Annotated in this window: 20 protein-coding genes; 1 reads left to right on the top strand and 19 read right to left on the bottom strand. The window is 27.0% G+C overall.

Translation table 11 applies throughout. The annotated features are described in order from the left end of the window. Nucleotides 1–92 precede the first annotated feature (92 nt). Nucleotides 93–1,034 carry an IS982 family transposase gene (locus BN7997_RS05900; protein ID WP_071119929.1) on the top strand — a complete coding sequence of 314 codons (942 nt, stop codon included), beginning with the start codon at nt 93–95 and terminating at the stop codon, nt 1,032–1,034. 105 nt (nt 1,035–1,139) lie between these two features. Here BN7997_RS05900 and BN7997_RS05895 read toward each other — a convergent pair whose 3' ends face one another. The 19 genes from BN7997_RS05895 to BN7997_RS05810 form a co-directional block, all read right to left on the bottom strand. Next, the gene (locus BN7997_RS05895; protein WP_330385863.1) at nt 1,140–1,613 is read right to left on the bottom strand and encodes a CpsD/CapB family tyrosine-protein kinase; all 474 of its coding nucleotides are present in this window, start codon (nt 1,611–1,613) and stop codon (nt 1,140–1,142) included. A 20-nt stretch (nt 1,614–1,633) separates the two neighbouring features. Continuing rightward, nucleotides 1,634–1,864, bottom strand: a complete 231-nt coding sequence (locus BN7997_RS16285) for a P-loop NTPase family protein (RefSeq protein ID WP_330385862.1) — start codon at nt 1,862–1,864, stop codon at nt 1,634–1,636. Between the two features lie 16 nt (nt 1,865–1,880). Beyond that, entirely contained in the window at nt 1,881–2,558 is a 678-nt protein-coding gene (locus BN7997_RS05890; protein ID WP_071119928.1) for a YveK family protein, read from the bottom strand. Nucleotides 2,559–3,280: 722 nt separating this feature from the next. After that, nucleotides 3,281–4,153, bottom strand: a complete 873-nt coding sequence (gene galU / locus BN7997_RS05885; protein WP_071119927.1) for a UTP--glucose-1-phosphate uridylyltransferase GalU — start codon at nt 4,151–4,153, stop codon at nt 3,281–3,283. 183 nt (nt 4,154–4,336) lie between these two features. Further along, entirely contained in the window at nt 4,337–5,881 is a 1,545-nt protein-coding gene (gene murJ, locus BN7997_RS05880) for a murein biosynthesis integral membrane protein MurJ (RefSeq protein WP_071119926.1), read from the bottom strand. An 86-nt stretch (nt 5,882–5,967) separates the two neighbouring features. Next, on the bottom strand, nt 5,968–7,104 hold the full coding sequence (gene neuC / locus BN7997_RS05875; protein WP_071119925.1) for a UDP-N-acetylglucosamine 2-epimerase: 1,137 nt from the start codon (nt 7,102–7,104) through the stop codon (nt 5,968–5,970). Nucleotides 7,105–7,108: 4 nt separating this feature from the next. After that, entirely contained in the window at nt 7,109–8,155 is a 1,047-nt protein-coding gene (neuB, locus tag BN7997_RS05870) for an N-acetylneuraminate synthase (protein WP_071119924.1), read from the bottom strand. Between the two features lie 18 nt (nt 8,156–8,173). Continuing rightward, on the bottom strand, nt 8,174–8,854 hold the full coding sequence (locus BN7997_RS05865) for an acyltransferase (RefSeq protein ID WP_071119923.1): 681 nt from the start codon (nt 8,852–8,854) through the stop codon (nt 8,174–8,176). A 150-nt stretch (nt 8,855–9,004) separates the two neighbouring features. Beyond that, nucleotides 9,005–9,709, bottom strand: coding sequence for an acylneuraminate cytidylyltransferase family protein (locus BN7997_RS05860; protein WP_071119922.1), 705 nt, complete (start codon nt 9,707–9,709; stop codon nt 9,005–9,007). 68 nt (nt 9,710–9,777) lie between these two features. After that, nucleotides 9,778–10,689 carry a polysialyltransferase family glycosyltransferase gene (locus BN7997_RS05855; protein ID WP_207645582.1) on the bottom strand — a complete coding sequence of 304 codons (912 nt, stop codon included), beginning with the start codon at nt 10,687–10,689 and terminating at the stop codon, nt 9,778–9,780. Between the two features lie 31 nt (nt 10,690–10,720). Next, complete coding sequence (locus tag BN7997_RS05850; protein ID WP_143023177.1) at nt 10,721–11,770, bottom strand: hypothetical protein; 1,050 nt, start codon at nt 11,768–11,770, stop codon at nt 10,721–10,723. A 179-nt stretch (nt 11,771–11,949) separates the two neighbouring features. Then, nucleotides 11,950–12,717, bottom strand: a complete 768-nt coding sequence (locus BN7997_RS05845; protein WP_071119919.1) for a DUF4422 domain-containing protein — start codon at nt 12,715–12,717, stop codon at nt 11,950–11,952. A 6-nt stretch (nt 12,718–12,723) separates the two neighbouring features. Then, the gene (glf, locus tag BN7997_RS05840; protein WP_071119918.1) at nt 12,724–13,818 is read right to left on the bottom strand and encodes a UDP-galactopyranose mutase; all 1,095 of its coding nucleotides are present in this window, start codon (nt 13,816–13,818) and stop codon (nt 12,724–12,726) included. 18 nt (nt 13,819–13,836) lie between these two features. Beyond that, nucleotides 13,837–14,529, bottom strand: coding sequence for a sugar transferase (locus tag BN7997_RS05835; protein WP_083335132.1), 693 nt, complete (start codon nt 14,527–14,529; stop codon nt 13,837–13,839). An 18-nt stretch (nt 14,530–14,547) separates the two neighbouring features. Beyond that, nucleotides 14,548–15,252: a CpsD/CapB family tyrosine-protein kinase gene (locus BN7997_RS05830; RefSeq protein ID WP_071119917.1), complete on the bottom strand. Its 705-nt coding sequence runs from the start codon at nt 15,250–15,252 to the stop codon at nt 14,548–14,550. A 10-nt stretch (nt 15,253–15,262) separates the two neighbouring features. Beyond that, nucleotides 15,263–15,943 (bottom strand): YveK family protein, encoded by a 681-nt coding sequence (locus BN7997_RS05825; RefSeq protein ID WP_071119916.1) that lies wholly within the window; start codon nt 15,941–15,943, stop codon nt 15,263–15,265. Nucleotides 15,944–16,374: 431 nt separating this feature from the next. Next, the gene (gene ispG, locus BN7997_RS05820; protein ID WP_071119915.1) at nt 16,375–17,427 is read right to left on the bottom strand and encodes a flavodoxin-dependent (E)-4-hydroxy-3-methylbut-2-enyl-diphosphate synthase; all 1,053 of its coding nucleotides are present in this window, start codon (nt 17,425–17,427) and stop codon (nt 16,375–16,377) included. Between the two features lie 153 nt (nt 17,428–17,580). After that, nucleotides 17,581–18,591 carry an RIP metalloprotease RseP gene (gene rseP, locus BN7997_RS05815; RefSeq protein WP_071119914.1) on the bottom strand — a complete coding sequence of 337 codons (1,011 nt, stop codon included), beginning with the start codon at nt 18,589–18,591 and terminating at the stop codon, nt 17,581–17,583. A gap of 231 nt (nt 18,592–18,822) precedes the next feature. Then, complete coding sequence (locus BN7997_RS05810; protein WP_071119913.1) at nt 18,823–19,974, bottom strand: 1-deoxy-D-xylulose-5-phosphate reductoisomerase; 1,152 nt, start codon at nt 19,972–19,974, stop codon at nt 18,823–18,825. Between the last annotated feature and the right edge of the window lie 126 nt (nt 19,975–20,100).

The following is a 20,100-nucleotide window of genomic DNA, read 5'->3' as shown; positions in this document are numbered from 1 at the left end:
TAATCCGTTGTGCTAGTTAAATTTTACAATAATAAAACTCCAACAAATATAGTACCCTAAGATTATCACCAATCTAAAGGAGGGTTACTACAATGTTGGAGCTTAATAATTATTATATCCAGAAAATAGAAAATTTAACGGATTTATTTACTATAATTTTTACAATAGTCGATGATATATATAATGATATCATACCTATAAGTATTAGAAATAGACGCAATATCAAAGATAGCAAACTTTGCGATAGCGAAATAATAACTATAAGTATAGTTGGTGAACTTCTAACTATAGATTCAGAAAAAGCATTTTTCAGCTTATTGAGCAGAGAATATTCAAAATTATTTCCAAAGTTAGGAGATAGAACTAGATTTAACAGGACAAAACGAAATTTACATTCTGTAATTAATGAAATAAGAGAGTATATTTCATTGTATATTCAATCTTATTCGAATAATATAAGAGTCATAGATAGTATGCCGATTCCAGTTTGTGAGTTTGGCAGAGCACATTTTAGTAAATGTTTTAAAGGCGAAGCCTCTTATGGAGTATGTCCATCAAAAAAACAAACCTATTTTGGCTTTAAGTTTCACGCACTTACTACAGTAGATGGTTTCTTAACTGACTATGTTATAACGCCTGCAAATGTTGATGATAGAAATGCAGTATGGGATTTATGTGCTAAATATAATTCAATTTCTATTATAGCTGATAAAGGTTACATTAACAAAAGGCTAACGCCTGAGTTAAAAACTAAAAAAGATATAAATTTACTATTTTTAAAAAGAGGAAATAGTAAAGATAACTATCCAAAACAAATAAGACAATTGATATTTAAAGTTAGAAGGAGAATAGAAACTAGCTTTTCTCAATTAACAGAACAATTAAACCTAAATAAAGTAAAAAGTAAATCAATGCTTGGATTTATAACAAGAATATCAATAAAAGTATTAGGACATAATATTTCATTTCTAATAAATAAATTGATAGGAAATTATGATTCTATATCTAAAATAAAAAGTCTAGTATTTGGTTAAATTTTACAAATACTAGACTTATGGGGTATTGTTTTTTGCTAAAATCAATTAACTTTATTTGGAAAATATTTTGAACTAGCACAATAGATTAATTAATATATTAACCTATAATGCAGCTGCCTTTTTCTTATTTCTACCTTTTCTTCCGCTTTCATGTTGGTAATAATAATTGTAATAATTATAACCATTACCCTCAGTCTCAAACTTATTTAAAACTGCTCCAATTATATTAGCTCCAACATCTTCAAGTCTTTGCTTTGAAACCTTCGCTATTTCAACATCACATTGCTTACTTCCAACAACAAAAACACATCCATCGCTGTAAGTTGATATTATTCCAGCATCAGTTACAACTCCAATTGGTGGAGTGTCTATAAATATATAATCATAATACTCTCTTAGCTCATTTATAAAATCCTTCATTTTCTTTGAACTAAGTATTTCCGATGGATTTGGAGGTACTGCTCCACATGTTAAAATATGCAAGTTTTTAACTTCTGTACGATGTACATATTCTGCAAAAATTTTGTTGTTTAGTAATATATCAGTTAACCCATTTATATTACTAATATTAAACATTCTGTGTACACTTGGATTTCTTAAGTCCCCTTCAAGTAATAATACTTTTTTTCAAGGTTTGCAAAACTAACTGCAAGGTTTGCTATTATTGTTGTCTTTCCTTCACCTTGCATTGAACTAGTAACATTTATAACCTTCATTTCTTTATCTAAGTTTGAAAATTCTATACTAGTTCTTATTCCCCTATAACTTTCTGAAATAGGAGATTTTGGTTTTCTTATACTTATTATTTTTTCTAATACTTTACTCATAATTTCCTCTTATTTATTAAGTTATATCTTCATTAGGTATTACACCAATAACTGATAATCCTAAATGTTTTTCTATATCTTGTGGTGTTTTCATTTTGTTGTCTAAGTACTCTATTAAAAACACTACGAAAAGTCCTATCATAGTTCCTAAAACAAATGCTATTAATACATTCATAACCTTGTTTGGTTTTATTGGATTTTTAGGTAATGTTGCTTTATCTATTACTTGAACATCATTTGCCTTAGTTATTCTTTTAGCTTCCTTTTCAAATACCTTTGGTATTTCATTTGCTATATCCCTTGCTTTTTGAGGATTAGTGTCTTGTACACTTATGCTTATAATTTGAGTATCGTTTACTGGAGATACAGTTATTTGCCCTGATAAACTTTCATATGTAGTTTCTAGCTTTAAATTTTTTATTACATCATCTAAAACTATTCTTGATTTTATTATTTCACCATAAGTTACCGCAAGCTTTTGCGTAACAGTTATTTGATCTCCTGTTACTATTTGTGTTTCTGCTTGTTTATCAGCATTTACTATTAATGTGGATTTTGCTTCATATACTGGATTTAACATAAAAAAGCTTATTACACCACTAATTAATGCCGATATAATTGCTAAAAGAGCTATTATCCAAAATCTCTTTTTGATAATTGCAAAGTATTCTCTTAAGTCAATTGTTTCTTCCATTTTTACCTCCACTTTTTTATGTTTCGTCAAATTATTTTATGCATAGAGTAATATAGCAATTCTTGTTTTTTTGTATATACCTTCGACAAAACTTCTTATATTTCATCATATATTTTCTTTATCTATATACTTTTTTCGACAAATTATATTATGTTTCATCACGAACGTTTTACAAATTATTTTTTCATATATATGTGTTTTATATAAATAATAAATTATATTATTAAGTTCGACATCTAAAAATGAGTAAAAAAATAGCTCATAAATTTATGTTCATATTGGTAATAATAAATACAAAATTACTCAACATGAAAGTTCATAAATTTATAAGCTATAAATATATTGCTACATATGAAAGATGCTATATAGCTAATTTCTTAGTACATATCTCATCTGAAAATTATATAAATAAAAGACCTTGCAAGCATCTTGATTTCAAGACACCTACAGAGGTCTTTACTTAAATCTAAAGTGTTGTACTTAAATTGACAAATCATCATAAAAAATATTTAACAGTGTGACTTCCTATATATCCAGCTCCACCTATAATTAATACATTCATAATATACCTTCTTTCTAAAGTATTTATAAATTATTACCTGGAAAATATTAACTATTCTGTACTTTAGTTTTTGATAATACTTAAGCCATAACATTGAGACTATAGCTTGTTTATATAACTATCTTACAGTAACTACTACTTTTTGTAATTCTTTAGAGTCTTATTTATCTCCTTTGCTTTTTATAAACTTTAAGAATTCATCTCTAAGTTCTGGTCTTTTTAATGCAAAATCTACTGTAGCTTCTAAGAAACCTAGCTTATTACCAACATCGTATCTTCTTCCTTCAAAGTCATAAGCATATATCGCTTCATGAGTGGCTAATGTTTTTAAGGCATCAGTTAATTGTATTTCTCCACCTTTACCTGGTTCTTGATTTTCAAGTATATCAAATATAGCAGGTGTTATTATATATCTTCCTAGTATTGCTATATTTGATGGCGCATCTTCAACATTTGGTTTTTCAACCATATCTTTTACTTCATATACTCTATCTTCTATATGTTTAACATCAAGTATTCCGTACTTGTCAGTATCCTCAATGGCTACTTTTTGTACTCCAATTACTGATGTTTTGTATTCATCGTATGCATTTATAAGTTGTTTTAAACAAGGAGTTTCACTGTCTACTATGTCATCTCCAAGAAGTACTGCAAAAGGCTCATTTCCGATAAAGCTTTTTGCACAGTATATAGCATGTCCAAGTCCTTTTGGTTCTTTTTGACGTATATAATGAATGTTTACCATATTTGATATATCTTGAACCATTTTAAGCATTTCAGTTTTACCTTTTTGCTCTAATTCTAGTTCTAGCTCTACAGAACGGTCAAAGTGATCTTCTATACTTTTTTTGCTACGACCTGTTACTATTAGTATTTCTTCTATTCCCGATTCTATTGCTTCTTCTATTATATATTGAAGTGTTGGCTTGTCAACTATTGGTAACATTTCTTTTGGTTGAGATTTTGTTGCTGGTAAGAATCTTGTTCCTAGTCCCGCTGCTGGTATTATTGCTTTTCTTACTGTTTTTTTCATAATATTTGTTCCTCCAAATAACCCCCTGTAAGTTGATAATTTTCATACAGAGTTTACTTTTTTATTATTCAAACTCATCAGTAATTTAAATTAATTTTAATTTATCTTAAACATATTTTATATGATTCTTTATACAATATATATCCTTATTTAAATCATTTACTATTTATATTTCATTAAAAACTATGCAACCTTATTTAACTTTTTCTTCATCACGTCAGTTATAACATTAATTTCATCTACTTTTAAAACTACAACTAATATTCCATAAGTTATCGCTCCAACTCCTACAGATATAGCTAAAGAAACAGCTTCCTTAGCAAAACCTAAACCTAGTAAATTACTTACTATATTATAAACAAAGTAAGTTACAATGCCCATAACAACTGCTGCTACAATAGAATTAATAGTAGTCTTAATTATTTTATCTTGTCCAAAATATCCAATCTTTTTCTTAAGACTTCCAAATAATAAGAATATACATACAATAGCTGATATACTAGTAGCAAGAGCTAACCCTGCTAATTGTAGGTATTTAACTAATATTATATTAAGTACTATATTCATAATCATTGCTATAGCACCATTTATCATAGGAGTTTTAGTATCTTTCAGTGCATAAAATACTTTTCCTATTATATCTCTAAGTCCAAATGCAACCATACCTATTGAGTACATTATAAGTGCTATAGCAGTCATACTTGTTGCTCTAGCATCAAACTCCCCTCTTTGGAATAATAACTTTACAATAGGAGTAGCTAGCACTATTGCTCCAATCGATATAGGTATCACTAATAAAATTACACTATTAATACTTTGTACTACTGAACTTATAAACTTTTCTTTATTATCTTCGCTTGATAATTTTGATAACATTGGATATATAACAGCACCAACAGATGTTATAAACAATGCCATTACAAATCCATTTAGTTTATTTGCATAGTTAAGAGCAGATATACTTCCTTCTACTAATGTAGAAGCTAAAGTTCTATCTACCATAGTATTTATTTGATTAACAGCCACTCCTATTAATACAGGACCTATTAACCAAGACATTTTTTTTATATACTTATCCTTTATATTTATATATAGTTGATACTTATATCCACTTTTTATTGCAAACGGTAGCTGGAATATAAATTCTGTAGCTATTCCAATTAAAGTTCCCCATATCATTATATATTGATTATACTTAACACTAAGTATTATAGAAACTATTATTATTATATTTTTAGGCACACTTGCTAATCCTGGTATTGTAAAGTTATTTTTTATTTGTAAGTACGCTGTCATTATATAACTTAACCCCGTAAATACAATACTCATTATCGTGATTCTAGTAAAATGTATTGCAATATTTAAAGTTTCACCTTCAAAACCTACTGCAAATATCTTAACTAATTGTTCTGTAAATACTACACCTATAATTGCTAATAATATACATAAAACGATAACTATATTAAATACATTATTAGTAAACTTAAGAGCATTAATTTCTCCTAATTCATTATTTACTTCAAAATATAGGGGTATCAATACAGTTGCTAAAGTTATACCAATAATTGCAAATATAACTACAGGTATGTTCATAGCTGTAAGATATGCATCACTATACATTGATACTCCATAAGATGAAGCTAATACAAGTTCTCTTCCAAAACCTAGACCTTTAGCTATTGCAGTTGCTAACATAAGTCCTATAGTTGCTTTTGCTACCTTACTCATATTTGTATCTATTCTCCAAATCAATCTAATCTAATATTGCCTATATAGAAAGTGCATTTATTAACTTAATATATAAGCAATATCCTTTAAAAGTCTAAATCTATAAATTTCTTTTGAATATCATTTTCCCATATTTCATTACTACATATAATTTCTAAAAACTTTTCATCACTTTTTCCATCACCAAAGTAAGATACTGCTACTTCATCTAAATACTTCGATTTATTTATTGATTGTAATATTTGTTCACTATCTTCATTTACATGATTTATATTAGTCATATCATCATTATATCTACCTTTTTGTCTATTACCTATATCTATTGCAGATTTTCCATAAGCACATGCTTCTCTTATTCCAGAGCTAGAATTCCCTATAATAAATTCACATTCTTTTAAAAGTGTTAAGAAGTATTCAAATCTCATAGAAGGATATACTGCAAACTTATCTCTATTTTCAAATCGCTTATATTCATTTAATATAATAGAACTACCATTATCATTATTAGGATATATAACAACGTAATTTCTTTCTGATTCTATAACTGCGTCTACTACTTCTTTTATATTTTTTTCTAGTTTATCAACTTCAGTAGTAACAGGATGATACATAAGTATAGCGTAATTATCAAAGTTTATATCATACTTTTCTTTTACATCATCTATACTAGGCAATTCATTAGAGTACATAATATCTATATCAGGAGATCCAAATATAAATATAGAATCTTCTTTTTCACCTAATTGTATAATTCTTCTTTTAGCTTCTTCATTAGCTACTAGGTGAAAATGCGACATTTTAGTTATAGCATGTCTAATCGATTCATCTATAGTACCAGATACTTCTCCACCTTCTATATGCATAACTTTTATATTATTAAAAGCCCCGACTATAGCTCCTGCTAATGCCTCTAATCTATCACCATGTACTACTATCATATCTGGTGATATTTCATCACAATAATTACTAAGACCTATAATAGTATTACTTAAAGCTATATCCATATGATGACTTGAGCTAGATTTTTGATTTATATACTTGTATATATTCTTAAATCCATCTTTCTCAACTTCGTGATAAGTTGATCCATATTTCTGTAACATATGCATACCAGTTACAAAAACATGTAGTTCAAACTTATTACTTTCTTCAACTTTTTTCATAAGGGATTTTAATTTACCATAATCTGCCCTTGTTCCTGTTAGAAAAACTATTTTTCTCATAACATTATCCCTCTATATCAGACCAACATAAATGTTCATCCTCTTCTATATCTTTATTTACTACTTTTCCTAATAAAGATTCATAGTGTTCAGCTTTTATTTCACCAGTACCAGGTCTTTTTACCCATATATTTTCTTTAGTTAATATATCACCCTTTTTAAGTGGTTTAGTTGTAACTACTGTAGCAAAAGCAAAGTCTATTGTAACTTGTTCTTCTTTAGCAGCTTCTTTCTTTCCACCTCTCATTTGTTGTATTTCTTTACTAGCTTCTATTAATTCCTTTAATTCTTTAGGGTCCATAGAACATACTATATCTGGTCCTGGTCTATCTTTACTATCTGTAAAGTGTCTTTCAAGTACTGATGCGCCTAATGCTGTAGCAGCTAAACATGCATTGTTATTTACTGTATGGTCTGATAATCCTATTATTGCATTTGGAAATTCTTTTTGTAATTCTACCATTCCACCTAATCTAACTAAATTAGCTGGTGTTGGATATAAGTTTGTACAATGAAGTAATGAATACTTAACACCATGTTTCTCCATTATTTCAACTGATTTTCTTATACTATCTATATCATTCATTCCTGTTGATAATATTATTGGTTTTCCGAAAGAAGCTATTAAATCTATTAATGGATAGTTATTACATTCACCTGAACCTATTTTATATGCTTGTACACCCATTCTTTCTAATCTTTCTGCAGCTGCTCTTGAGAAAGGAGTACTTATAAATATCATTCCTTTAGATTCTACATATTCTTTTAATTTTGTTTCATCTTCTTCATTTAAAGCACATCTTGCCATTACATCATATATAGATACATCTGTATTTCCTGGTATAACTTTCTTTGCTGCTTTTGACATTTCATCTTCAACAACATGAGTTTGATGTTTTACAACTTCAGCACCAGCTTCATATGCTGCATCAACCATTTCAAATGCAGTTTTTAGACTACCTTCGTGATTTATACCTATTTCAGCTATTACTAATGGAGCATAATCTTCTCCTATTTTTCTATTTCCTATTTGCATATAATTTTTATTCATATTTTAACCTTCCCTGTTTTATATTTTCCAATATATACATTCTCTTTTGATTCCTATAGGATTTCCACCTATTATTACGTTGTTATATTTACTATAATTTCCATTTACCATAGAATTAGCACCTATAACTGTATCATCACCTATTATCGTTCCTTTAAGGATTGTACATCTACAACCTATCCATACGTTATCGCCTATCTTTATCTCTTTATCAATATTTAATAAATTATCTGAAACTTTGTCATATATTTTATGGCTATCAGTATCCATAATTATATTGTCCCATGATATTAAATTATTTTTCCCAAATTCTATTCTATTTCTAGACCATATTTGAGTATTGGCTGTTATTGTAAAATTTTCACCAAATATAATTTTTCCACTTTCTCTATCTATGGCTATTTTCGTACCAGAACCTAAAGATGCATTTCCTTTAAATATTATGGTTCCTTTATTACTCCACACACTTCTATTCTTTTTATAGTCAAATAATCCAGGTTCTGAAAAACCTATTTTTATCATTCTAAATTTTACTGGACCATCTATTAAGATTTTTCCACCTACATTTTCTAAAAATACCCGATTAGATACTAAAATAGGAAGTTTTATAGCATCTTTTACTGAAAGGTATTTAAAGTTAAAATATATTGTCTTTGGCATTGATATAATAAAATGTAGTATTTTCTTTATTTTCTTCATTACTGATCCCTTCACTCTATGCTTACATAATAAAAATATATAATTATAACCATTATAAATACCTTATTTTATAATGATTATTACTTTTATTGATTAAATATTTTAATATAATGCCAATTCTAAATAAGTAAATATATTTTATGTTAAAATTTAATGTTTATCCATATTTGACATCATAATTTCAGCTATCTGTAAATCTAGCATTTCATCTATATCTACATCATATTTTTCATCCATTATATAAACTAATTTATTATCATTTAAACTAGTTTTATTGTTTAAGTTTTGATTAATTTTATTTATATATATTGCTCCATTTACTTTATAAAAATCTTGGAAGTCTTGTCTTCTTTTTGTACTAGACTCTGATAGTAAATTTACAGCATATCCATTTGAATCTATACTCCTAATAAGTATAGGATTATCTTTTACTTTTGAAACACTTACTAATGCTTCTTCATTCTTTTCTAAAATTAATTCTATGGCTTCATCAATATGCCATGATTGTCTCAATGGTTGTGTCGGTTGAAGTAATACAACATAGTCATACTTCTCACCTAATTTTTCCATTTCTTCTATGCAATGTATTACTGCATCTATTGTCTTAGCATTATCAGATGATAAATATTCTGGCCTTAAAAATGGAACTTCTGCACCGTACTTTATAGCTTCTCTAGCTATCTCTTCTCCATCTGTAGTTACTACTACTTTATCTATATATTTAGATTTAAGACCAGCTTCTATTGAGTATGCTATTAGAGGCTTTCCATTTAAATCTATTATATTTTTATCTTTTATTCCTTTACTTCCAGCCCTTGCAGGTATAATAGCTAATATTTTTTTTAATTTAAACATTCAGATTACTCCTTTATATAATTACATTTGATACTATAATTATTTTTATTAAATTGAAACTCTCTTATCTAAATATAAATTTGATTATATTCTTGTTTTAATTTAGATATATAATCTATTTCACTATGGTCTTTAATATTAAAGAAATTTGGCTCAATTTGAATTTTATTTTTTGAATTAAAATTATATATAATACCACTGCAAATAGAAATCGATAATTCAAAATTAATATGCATGTAATTCAACACTTCAGCTGGAAAATCTTTTGATAAATTTATTACATCTGTATCTAAATTATATATAGAATTATCCCTTGGATGCTTTTTTAAAATAACTTGATATTTTTCTTTTTTGATATATTCAATAATATCTTTATATAAGTTTATTTTATATTCTTCTAGCATATATCCATCTTCTGATAATGGTTGAGTAAATACTATACATTTCTTACTTTCATCGTTAAAATTAGTATTTATATCAAATAATTCAGTAATTTTATAATTTATCTCCTTTTCTTCATTATAAAATTCATTTAATTTTTTCAACTTATGTTCCATATATTTAGGATAATTTTCAGGTTTTGATACATATATATTTTTTACATTATTTTTTAGTACTAAATCCTTTTTACCTGTTAGTATATAATTTAATATAGTTTTAATATATATTTTTTTTGTTAATTTATCTTTATTAAATACATCATAGTGAGTTACTCCATCTTCTATCATATAAAATCTAGAATTTTTATAGTTTTTATAAATATTTCGTTCTTCATTCTTGTATATGTTCCAATGAAAAAAATATATTTCATCATATTTTTTTTCATTGGTTTTATACATTTTTTTATCAAACTCGTCCATTAAAATAAATTTAATATTAGAGAATATGTTATTTCCTCTAAGTATCATACTTTTTAAATTTTCTTCATCAAATTGTTTTGATATGCATACTACTGTAGATTCAGTATTATAATTACTCATCTTTATCGCATTATATATATGATAGTAAGACCTACATATATATAACCTTTTTATCATTAGTATTACCCCCATTTCTGCCTATATTTATATCTATAAAAAATAAAATATATCCTATTAAAAATAAGAAAGCTGGATTCGAAATATTTAAACCATTAATACCTAATAAAAAAATATATATATATATTTTTTTACCAAATGGGATTTTTTTGCATGCTTTATATAAAAATAAGTACATAGGTATAGCAAATATACCAATTTCATATAATAATGCTCCATTCATAGTAACTATCTTATTTGTAACATTTTGGAATCTATAAATTGGTTCTATAAATAGTGTTGGATTCGATATTACATTGTTATAATATTCAATCCCCCAAGCTAGAACTCCATGTGGCATCATACAGTTTGATAAAAATTCTTTTAAAGATATATATACATGTGCAAATCTAATATTTAAACTTATATCTGTAAATATTAAGTCTAATGGATTTAATATTAATTGACTTAGTAAATGAGTTAATCTACTATCTTTATCAATATTCATATATATTAGTAGAGCTATAATAAATATAAAAGGTATTGTTATAAACTTTATAAGTGTCTTAATATTTATATTTTTAATATTAAATACTATATATAATAATATAGAATATACAACTCCCACAGCATTTTGTGCTAAGACTATGGATGAAAGAATTGTTAAAATCATATATTTTTTATTTTTATTATAATTTATTATTAATAATATTAAAGTTATCATTAATAAAATTATTACAAAGTATGCAGGTTCATTAGCTAACGATATAACACCTCTATCAGATGTAATAACCTTTCTTATTCTCCATCCTATAAATATATTTCTATTAAAAATTTGTAAAACGCCTATACCTGTCCAAATGCCATAAAATATTTTTAATATTTTCTCCAATTTACTATGCATTAATATTTTTATTGATATAAACGATGCAAAAGGTATTATTATTATAGAAACATATCCATATATCCCTCTAACAAAATCCCCAATATCAAATATGTTATACTTTATATCTACTATCAAGCACACTATTATTACAAAAAACATATACGTAGATATCTGGACATATTTTTTATTAATAATAAATTTTCTATTTATTAAGTAAATTATAATTATAATTAGACCTAAAATAATTGAATAAAATTGTGTATCTGTATTAGTTCCTATGTTAAAAAATTTTATATATGGAAAAAATACAGCTATTAAAAATAAATATATTAATATAGTCATTTGAACTTTCTTTTCATAAAATTAATTATTTTAGGCATCCATTCAATACTTTCTATATTAATAACATCTATCTCTCTGCTTAACATATGTTTTTGTAATATCCATACATTAAATAATCTTTCACTTATAAATCCAAATATTCTACTTTGGTATGCATCATAATCAGATATATCAACTCTTTTTTCTAATTCAAATAATATATTAAATAACCATTCACAGTACTCATCAAATAACTCTTTCTTCATAACAAACATATTATATAAATGAATAGTTTTACCATTCATAACTCTATCAAAATTTTCTAAATACTCAGGATATAACTCTTCTATTATATTTCTAGTTTCATCTAAATCTTTTATATGATGTGCATTTTTATAGTGACTATAAATAGTTTCTATATAATAATTTCTCTTTTTAGGAACTATTATATCTGCATTCTTTAATATCTTCTCTATATCTTGTTTATTTAAAATCAAATCCATTTTATTATTTTTATTTTTAGCTACTTCAAACTTACTCTTATCAGTAAAATATCTACGGTAATGGCTAAGACCTATAACATCACACTGTAAGTTTTTCCAAGCCCAATATAATCCTGTTAGTTCACAGTAATTTGAATTTTTTAATGATATATTTTCTCCTTGGTTATCACCTTGATAACCAAGATCTTCTTTACCTTCTCTTCCTACATGAATAGGCAAATATATATCTTCAGAAGGCATGTCATATTTTTTATGTGTAGCAACTAATATCTTAATATCCATATATTTTTACATAGCCTCCTTAACTTTATCTAATGCCGCTCTTATTACATTGTGCATATCATAATATTTATAATCAGCTAGTCTTCCACCAAATATATACTTATCTTCTCTAACTGCTAATTCTTTATACTTTGCAAACATTTCATCATTTCTATCATTATTGATAGGATAATATGGTTCATCACCTATTTTCCAATCAGCCGGATATTCTTTAGTAATTACAGTTTTATTTTGAGTTCCATATTCAAAATGTTTATGTTCAATTATCCTAGTATAAGGTGTGTCTCTATCCGTATAATTTACAACTGCATTTCCTTGATAGTTTTCTTCATTTAATATTTCAGTTTCAAATTTTAGACTTCTATATTCTAAAACTCCAAACTTATAATCATAAAATTCATCTATCATACCTGTGAATAATATTTTTTCTGCTTTTTTTTCTAGTTCATCTTTATGTTCAAAGAAGTCTACTCCTAATCTAACATCACATTTTTCTAACATTTTTTCTATTATTTTATTATATCCACCTATAGGTATACCTTGATATAAATCATTGAAATAATTATTATCATATGAAAATCTTACTGGTAATCTTCTTATAATAAAAGCAGGTAACTCTGTAGCTGACCTTCCCCATTGCTTTTCTGTATATCCTTTTATTAATTTTTCATAAATATCTGTTCCTACTAGGGATATAGCTTGCTCCTCTAAATTTTTAGGTATTTCTATTCCTGCTTGTTTTTTTTGCTCTTCAATTTTTAATTTAGCTTCTTCTGGTGTTATAACCCCCCATAATTTATTAAATGTATTCATATTAAATGGAAGATTATATATTTCACCATTAAAATTAGCTATTGGCTGATTAGTATATCTATTAAATTCAACTATATCATTTACATAGTCCCACACTTCTTTATCACTTGTGTGGAATATATGTGCTCCATATTTATGAACATTTATTCCCTCAATATTTTCACAGTATATATTTCCACCTACATGATTTCTTTTATCTATAACTAAAACTTTTTTACCTCTCTTTGTTGCTTCATATGCAAATGTTGATCCATAAAGTCCCGCACCTACTATTAAATAATCATACATAATTGATAACTCCTTTTACTAATATGATCCTTCTCTTTTTAAAACTTTAACTGCCGTCATAAATATTATATATAAGTCCTTAAAAGTATTTCTTGTTGTAACATACTCCATATCAAGATTTACTCTTTCATCATATGTTGTATCACTTCTTCCACTTACTTGCCAAAGTCCAGTAAGACCAGGTTTTACAGCCTTATAATAATCCTCACACTCGCCATAAAACTCTAACTCATCTATAACTATTGGTCTTGGCCCAACTATAGTCATATCACCTTTTAATATATTAAATAATTGTGGTAATTCATCTAAACTTGTCTTACGTATAAACTTACCAACCTTCGTTATTCTTGGATCATTTTTTAACTTAAAAGTCTCTGCATATTCTCTTTTTTGTTCTTCTGTAAAATTCTTCTTCATTTCTTCTGCATTAGCAAACATTGATCTAAATTTTAAACAAGGAAATAGTCTACCATCTTTTCCAACTCTCATATGGCCAAATATCACTTTTCCCTTTGGATCTTCTATTTTTATAGCTATAGCTACTAACATCATAATAGGAAAAAGTAAAATTAAACCACTTAATGAACCTATAATATCTAGAAATCTTTTTATAAATAAATACCCTTCAGAATTCTTAATTTCTGAAGTTACAAAATCAATAGCTATTGCATTCTCATCAATTTTTTCATCAAGTCTAAGTATTTGTTCCATTTCCATCCCCCATTCCATTTATCTTTTTCCTCTTCTCGTCCTTCTAGTCTCCTGTTCATAATAATAGTTATAATATCCATTAGCCCCACTAGCTTCAAACTTATTTAAAACAACACCTAAAATATTAGCTCCAACTTTTTCAAGCCTTTCCTTAGAAATCTTCGCCATCTCAATGTCAGCCTCTCCTGCTCCAACAACAAAAATACAACCATCAGTGTAAGTTGATATAATTCCAGCATCAGTTACAATACCTATTGGAGGTGCATCTATAAAGACATAATCATAATAATCTCTTAAACTTTCTACAAAATCTTTTATCTTCTTAGAAGACAACATTTCAGAAGGATTTGGAGGTATCGGACCACAAGTTAACACATGTAGATTTCTTACCTCTGTACAATGTACACATTCAGTAAAATTCTTATTTCCTAAAAGTATATCTGTAAGCCCTTCTACATTACTTATATTAAACATTCTGTGTACACTTGGGTTTCTTAAATCTCCTTCCATTATAAGTACCTTTTTGTCTAAGTTTGCAAAACTAACAGCTAAGTTAGCTATTACAGTACTTTTTCCTTCATTTTGAGTTGAACTTGTTACATTTATAACCTTTAATTCTTTATCTAAATTAGAAAACTCTATACTAGTTCTTATTCCTCTATAAGCTTCTGCTATAGGAGATTTTGGATTTCTTACACTTATTATTCTGTTCATATTTTTCATATATATCCTCCTATCTTTCTAATTTTTCATTAGGTACAACACCAAGTACCGAAAGTCCTAAATGTTTTTCTATATCTTGTGGTGTTTTTAATTTATTGTCTAAATACTCTATTAAAAATACAACAAATAATCCAATCATTGCCCCAAGAACTGCCGCTATTGCCATATTCATCATTTTATTTGGCTTTATAGGATTTTGAGGTAATATCGCTTTATCTATTACTTGTATATCATTTGCTTTAGTTATTCTTTTAGCTTCTTTTTTAAATACTTTAGGTATTTCATTTGCTATATCTCTTGCTTTTTCTTTATTAGTATCTTGAACACTTATACTTATAATTTGAGTATCTTTTACAGGGGATACAGTTACATTCTTTACTAAATCTCCATATTCATCATCTAATTTTAGATTTTTTATTACATCATCTAATACTGATCTTGACTTTATTATTTCCCCATAAGTTACTGCAAGCTTTTGAGTAACATTAAATTGATCTCCAGTTATCATTTGAGTTTCTTCATTTTTTTCAGTATTTACTATTAAAGTTGATTTTGCTTCATACACTGGATTTAACATAAAAAAGCTTATTACTCCACTTACAACAACTGCTATTATTGTTATAAGTGCAACTATCCAAAATCTTTTTTTTACAATTCCAAAGTACTCCCTTAAGTCAACTGTTTCTTCCATTTTATTTCCTCCATTTTTCTATTTATTTCTATTTATTTCTATTTATTTCTATTTTTTTCTATTTTTTTCTATTTTTTTCGACAAATACAAACAATAATATAACATTATTCAAACATTTTGTATACATATTCGATGAAATTTCCTTTAATTTTCATGAAAAACTTTTTATGGTTATATATATTTTTATTACTACATTTAGCTATTCTAATCACTATTTAAATGGATTTAAATTCACTTGAATTTAATAAAAAAATTTGCTTCGATCTTTTCTCCAATGGATATATCCGCTTAACAAATATCATTTTTTACGTTTATAAAGCTATCGATGTTACTTATAGGTTATCCATATTTTTTTCATTATATAATTTTCTTATACATAAAAAAGAGAAGGTATATGATTTTATTAAAATCATATACCTTCTCTTTTTTTATTAATATTTATCTATTTCTTCTAATAGTTCTTCAACTAATCTATCTCCATTTATTTTTCTAACTATCTCACCTTTTTTAAATAAAAGTCCTTCACCTTTACCACCAGCTATACCGATATCAGCTTCTCTAGCCTCGCCAGGACCATTAACAGCACATCCCATAATAGCCACTGTTATATCTTTTTCCATATGGTTTATCTTTTCTTCAACTTCGTTAACTACACTTATAAGGTCTATATTACATCTTCCACAAGTTGGACAAGATACTACTTTTATCTTGTCATTTAATAAATCTAAGCTTCTAAGTATTTCTTTACCAACTATAACTTCTTCACAAGGATCTCCTGTAAGAGATATTCTTATAGTATCTCCTATCCCTTTAAGAAGTAATGCTCCAACCCCTATTGACGATTTTATAGTTCCTTTTTTAACACTTCCTGATTCTGTTATACCAATGTGTAATGGATAGTCTACTTGCTTTGATATAAGTTCGTATGCTTCTAATGTTTTGTATATATCAGAAGACTTTAAAGATATTACTATATTTCTAAAATCTAAGTCCTCTAGTATTTTAACGTGATTCATTGCACTTTCAACTAAAGCTTCGGCAGTTGCAGATCCATACTTTTGTAGTAATTCTTTTTCAAGTGATCCACCGTTAACACCTATTCTTATCTTTAAGTTTTTCTCTTTACACTTTTCAACAACCATTTTTACTCTGTCTATGCTACCAATATTTCCTGGATTTATTCTAACTCCGTCTACTCCTTGGTCTATTACTTCTAGTGCCAGTCTATAATCAAAGTGTATATCTGCAATTACTGGTATATTAACTTCTGATTTTATTTTTGCTATATTTTTAGCCGCAGTCATGTCAGGTATTGCAACTCTAACAATATCACATCCAACTTCTTCTAGTCTTTTTATTTGTGCTATTGTAGCTTCTGCATCCCTTGTATCTGTGTTAGTCATTGATTGTATACTTATAGGATTATTACCTCCTATTTTAACATTACCAACACTTACTTCTCTAGATTGTCTTCTTTTATACATTTTTTCACCTTCTTCTTAATTCATCTAAAATAGCTTTAATGTTTACAATATTCAAAGGATATATCTTTAATTAAGATACATCCTTTGATAATAAATATTTTATATAAAGTTTACTCTATTTATTTAAATTGTAATACACTAATATATTATAATTTAAAACAATTTTAATATATCTTTATACGTTACAAATAGCATGAATCCCATTAAGACCATTAATCCTACTGAGTGTATCATAGCTTCTTTGTTTGGATCTAATTTCTTTCCTCTTATAGCTTCTATACCTAATATTAATAATCTTCCACCATCAAGTGCTGGTATAGGAAGTAAGTTTAATATTCCTAGGTTTAAACTTATTACTGCTGCTATATATATAAGGTTAATAATACCCATTTTAGCTGCATCTGAAACTATTCCTATAACCCCAACAGGTCCTGCTACTGAGTTTTCAAATCCTCCTGGTATAGTTCCTGTAAATAGTTGAACAACAAATGTTAACATTTGCTTAATCATATCCCAAGTTGCTACAAATGCTTTAGGTATTGCCTTTATTATGCTTTTTTCGTAAACAGGTGATATACCTATAACATATTTTCCTTGTTCATTTTTTTCTGGTGTTATAGAAAAATCTTTAGTAGTGTTGTTTCTTTCTACTTTTATATTTATTGGCTGTGAAGTTTCTTTTTGTAAGTTGTTAACTATATCGTCCCAAGTTTGAATTTTGGCTCCATTTATTTCTATTATTTTATCGTTAACTTGAAGTCCTGCTTCTATTGCAGGCGTATTTTCTAATACTTTTCCTAATACATTACTATCACTTGGAGTTCCCATGTATGCTAGTACTGGTATAAGAAGTAATACTGTTAATATTATATTGAAAAATGGCCCTGCAAATATTATGCTTGCTCTTTGAAGAAGTGTTTTTTCTCCAAAAGCACGAGGATCGTTTGATTCTCCATCTTCACCTTCCATACTTACATACCCACCAAGAGGTAAAAGTCTTACAGAGTATTTTGTTTCGCCTTTTTGAGTGCTATATATTTTAGGACCCATACCTATTGCAAATTCGTGTATTCTTACACCTGCTTTTTTTGCAAATAGGAAATGTCCTAGTTCGTGTATAAATACTATTATTCCAAATAGTATTATTGTTGCTATTATAGTCAAAGTTTTATTCCTCCTTTATTTATAGTCCGCTCGATGCTAATATATAAGTCTCCCTCCAAACTTAAATGTCGGTTCAACTTATATATTAGCATCTTCGCTCAGTAGTTATATGTAATTAATATCAAATTCATTGATTTAGTTAAATATAATTATTGAAAATACTCTAGTCTTGAAATCTATATTTTAATATCATAAAATTATATTTAAATTTCAATATTAAATCATAATAGATCATTTAATTAAACTTTTTACGTATTCTCTAGTCCATCTGTCAACTTCTAGAATTTCTTCTAAAGTTGGTTCTTCAATACTTTTATGTGCGTCTAGTGTTTCTTTTATGTATTTTGGTATATCGTAAAATCCTATTTTATCTTCTAAGAATGCTTCAACTAATACTTCATTTGCACTGTTTAATACTGCTGAATATGTACCTCCCATTTTTAGTGTTTCATATGCTAGCTGTAAACATGGGAATGTTTCTAAGTCTGGTTCTTCAAATGTTAATGTTGCTATTTTAGTTAAGTCTAATCTTTCAAATCCATTTTCAAGTCTTTCAGGATATGTAAGTGCATATTGTATAGGAAGTCTCATATCTGGACATCCAAGTTGAGCTATTACTGAGCTATCGTTAAATTGAACCATTGAGTGTATTATACTTTGTGGATGTACAACTACATCTATTTGATCAACTTCTACGTCAAATAGCCATTTAGCTTCTATTACTTCAAGTCCTTTATTCATAAGTGTAGATGAATCTATACTTATTTTTCTTCCCATTGACCAGTTAGGGTGATTTAATGCTTCATTTTTAGTTACATTTAATAGTTCCTCTTTTTTCTTTCCTCTAAATGGTCCACCTGATGCAGTTAATATTACTTTTTCTATTTCTTTATAGTTTTCTCCATTTAATGATTGGAATATTGCACTATGCTCACTGTCTACTGGAAGTATTTTAACTCCATTTTTCTTTGCTTCACTCATTACAAGTTTTCCTGCACATACTAGTGTTTCTTTGTTTGCAAGTGCTATGTCTTTTTTGTGTTTTATTGCTTCTAATGTTGGAACAAGACCTATCATTCCAACTATTGCTGTAAGTAGTACATCTATTTCAGGAAGTGATGATATAGTTTTTAATCCTTCCATTCCACTTAATACTTCTATGTTAATATCACTTGGTATCATATTTTTTAGTTTTTGTGCAGATTCCTCATTATATACTGCTACGTATTTTGGTTTGAATTCTTTTATTTGTTCAAGTAATAATTCTATGCTGCTATTTGCAGATATTGCTATTACTTCAAATTTATCTTTATGTTCTCTTACAACATCTAGTGTTTGTTTTCCAATTGATCCTGTTGATCCCAGGATTGATATTCTTTTCATAATTGTTCCCTTTCTATATTATTAGTATCATACTTTATATATTATACCACTAAGTTAAACAATTTTATCCAATTTGAAATAAATTTCATTTCAAAATTGAATTTCCTTTGTATAATAATCTACTAA

The organism is Romboutsia timonensis (assembly GCF_900106845.1).
Lineage (GTDB): Bacteria > Bacillota > Clostridia > Peptostreptococcales > Peptostreptococcaceae > Romboutsia > Romboutsia timonensis.
Note: the sequence above shows the minus strand (reverse complement) of the source record. Positions and strands in the feature narration are given on the sequence as shown.

What these genes read in the sequence shown, in the direction of transcription:
- BN7997_RS05900 (WP_071119929.1), top strand. Translation starts at nt 93, where the DNA reads ATGTTGGAGCTTAATAATTATTATATCCAGAAAATAGAAAATTTAACG.
- BN7997_RS05895 (WP_330385863.1), bottom strand. Translation starts at nt 1,613, where the DNA reads ATGTTTAATATTAGTAATATAAATGGGTTAACTGATATATTACTAAAC.
- BN7997_RS16285 (WP_330385862.1), bottom strand. Translation starts at nt 1,864, where the DNA reads ATGAGTAAAGTATTAGAAAAAATAATAAGTATAAGAAAACCAAAATCT.
- BN7997_RS05890 (WP_071119928.1), bottom strand. Translation starts at nt 2,558, where the DNA reads ATGGAAGAAACAATTGACTTAAGAGAATACTTTGCAATTATCAAAAAG.
- galU (WP_071119927.1), bottom strand. Translation starts at nt 4,153, where the DNA reads ATGAAAAAAACAGTAAGAAAAGCAATAATACCAGCAGCGGGACTAGGA.
- murJ (WP_071119926.1), bottom strand. Translation starts at nt 5,881, where the DNA reads ATGAGTAAGGTAGCAAAAGCAACTATAGGACTTATGTTAGCAACTGCA.
- neuC (WP_071119925.1), bottom strand. Translation starts at nt 7,104, where the DNA reads ATGAGAAAAATAGTTTTTCTAACAGGAACAAGGGCAGATTATGGTAAA.
- neuB (WP_071119924.1), bottom strand. Translation starts at nt 8,155, where the DNA reads ATGAATAAAAATTATATGCAAATAGGAAATAGAAAAATAGGAGAAGAT.
- BN7997_RS05865 (WP_071119923.1), bottom strand. Translation starts at nt 8,854, where the DNA reads ATGAAGAAAATAAAGAAAATACTACATTTTATTATATCAATGCCAAAG.
- BN7997_RS05860 (WP_071119922.1), bottom strand. Translation starts at nt 9,709, where the DNA reads ATGTTTAAATTAAAAAAAATATTAGCTATTATACCTGCAAGGGCTGGA.
- BN7997_RS05855 (WP_207645582.1), bottom strand. Translation starts at nt 10,689, where the DNA reads ATGAGTAATTATAATACTGAATCTACAGTAGTATGCATATCAAAACAA.
- BN7997_RS05850 (WP_143023177.1), bottom strand. Translation starts at nt 11,770, where the DNA reads ATGTTTTTTGTAATAATAGTGTGCTTGATAGTAGATATAAAGTATAAC.
- BN7997_RS05845 (WP_071119919.1), bottom strand. Translation starts at nt 12,717, where the DNA reads ATGGATATTAAGATATTAGTTGCTACACATAAAAAATATGACATGCCT.
- glf (WP_071119918.1), bottom strand. Translation starts at nt 13,818, where the DNA reads ATGTATGATTATTTAATAGTAGGTGCGGGACTTTATGGATCAACATTT.
- BN7997_RS05835 (WP_083335132.1), bottom strand. Translation starts at nt 14,529, where the DNA reads ATGGAACAAATACTTAGACTTGATGAAAAAATTGATGAGAATGCAATA.
- BN7997_RS05830 (WP_071119917.1), bottom strand. Translation starts at nt 15,252, where the DNA reads ATGAAAAATATGAACAGAATAATAAGTGTAAGAAATCCAAAATCTCCT.
- BN7997_RS05825 (WP_071119916.1), bottom strand. Translation starts at nt 15,943, where the DNA reads ATGGAAGAAACAGTTGACTTAAGGGAGTACTTTGGAATTGTAAAAAAA.
- ispG (WP_071119915.1), bottom strand. Translation starts at nt 17,427, where the DNA reads ATGTATAAAAGAAGACAATCTAGAGAAGTAAGTGTTGGTAATGTTAAA.
- BN7997_RS05810 (WP_071119913.1), bottom strand. Translation starts at nt 19,974, where the DNA reads ATGAAAAGAATATCAATCCTGGGATCAACAGGATCAATTGGAAAACAA.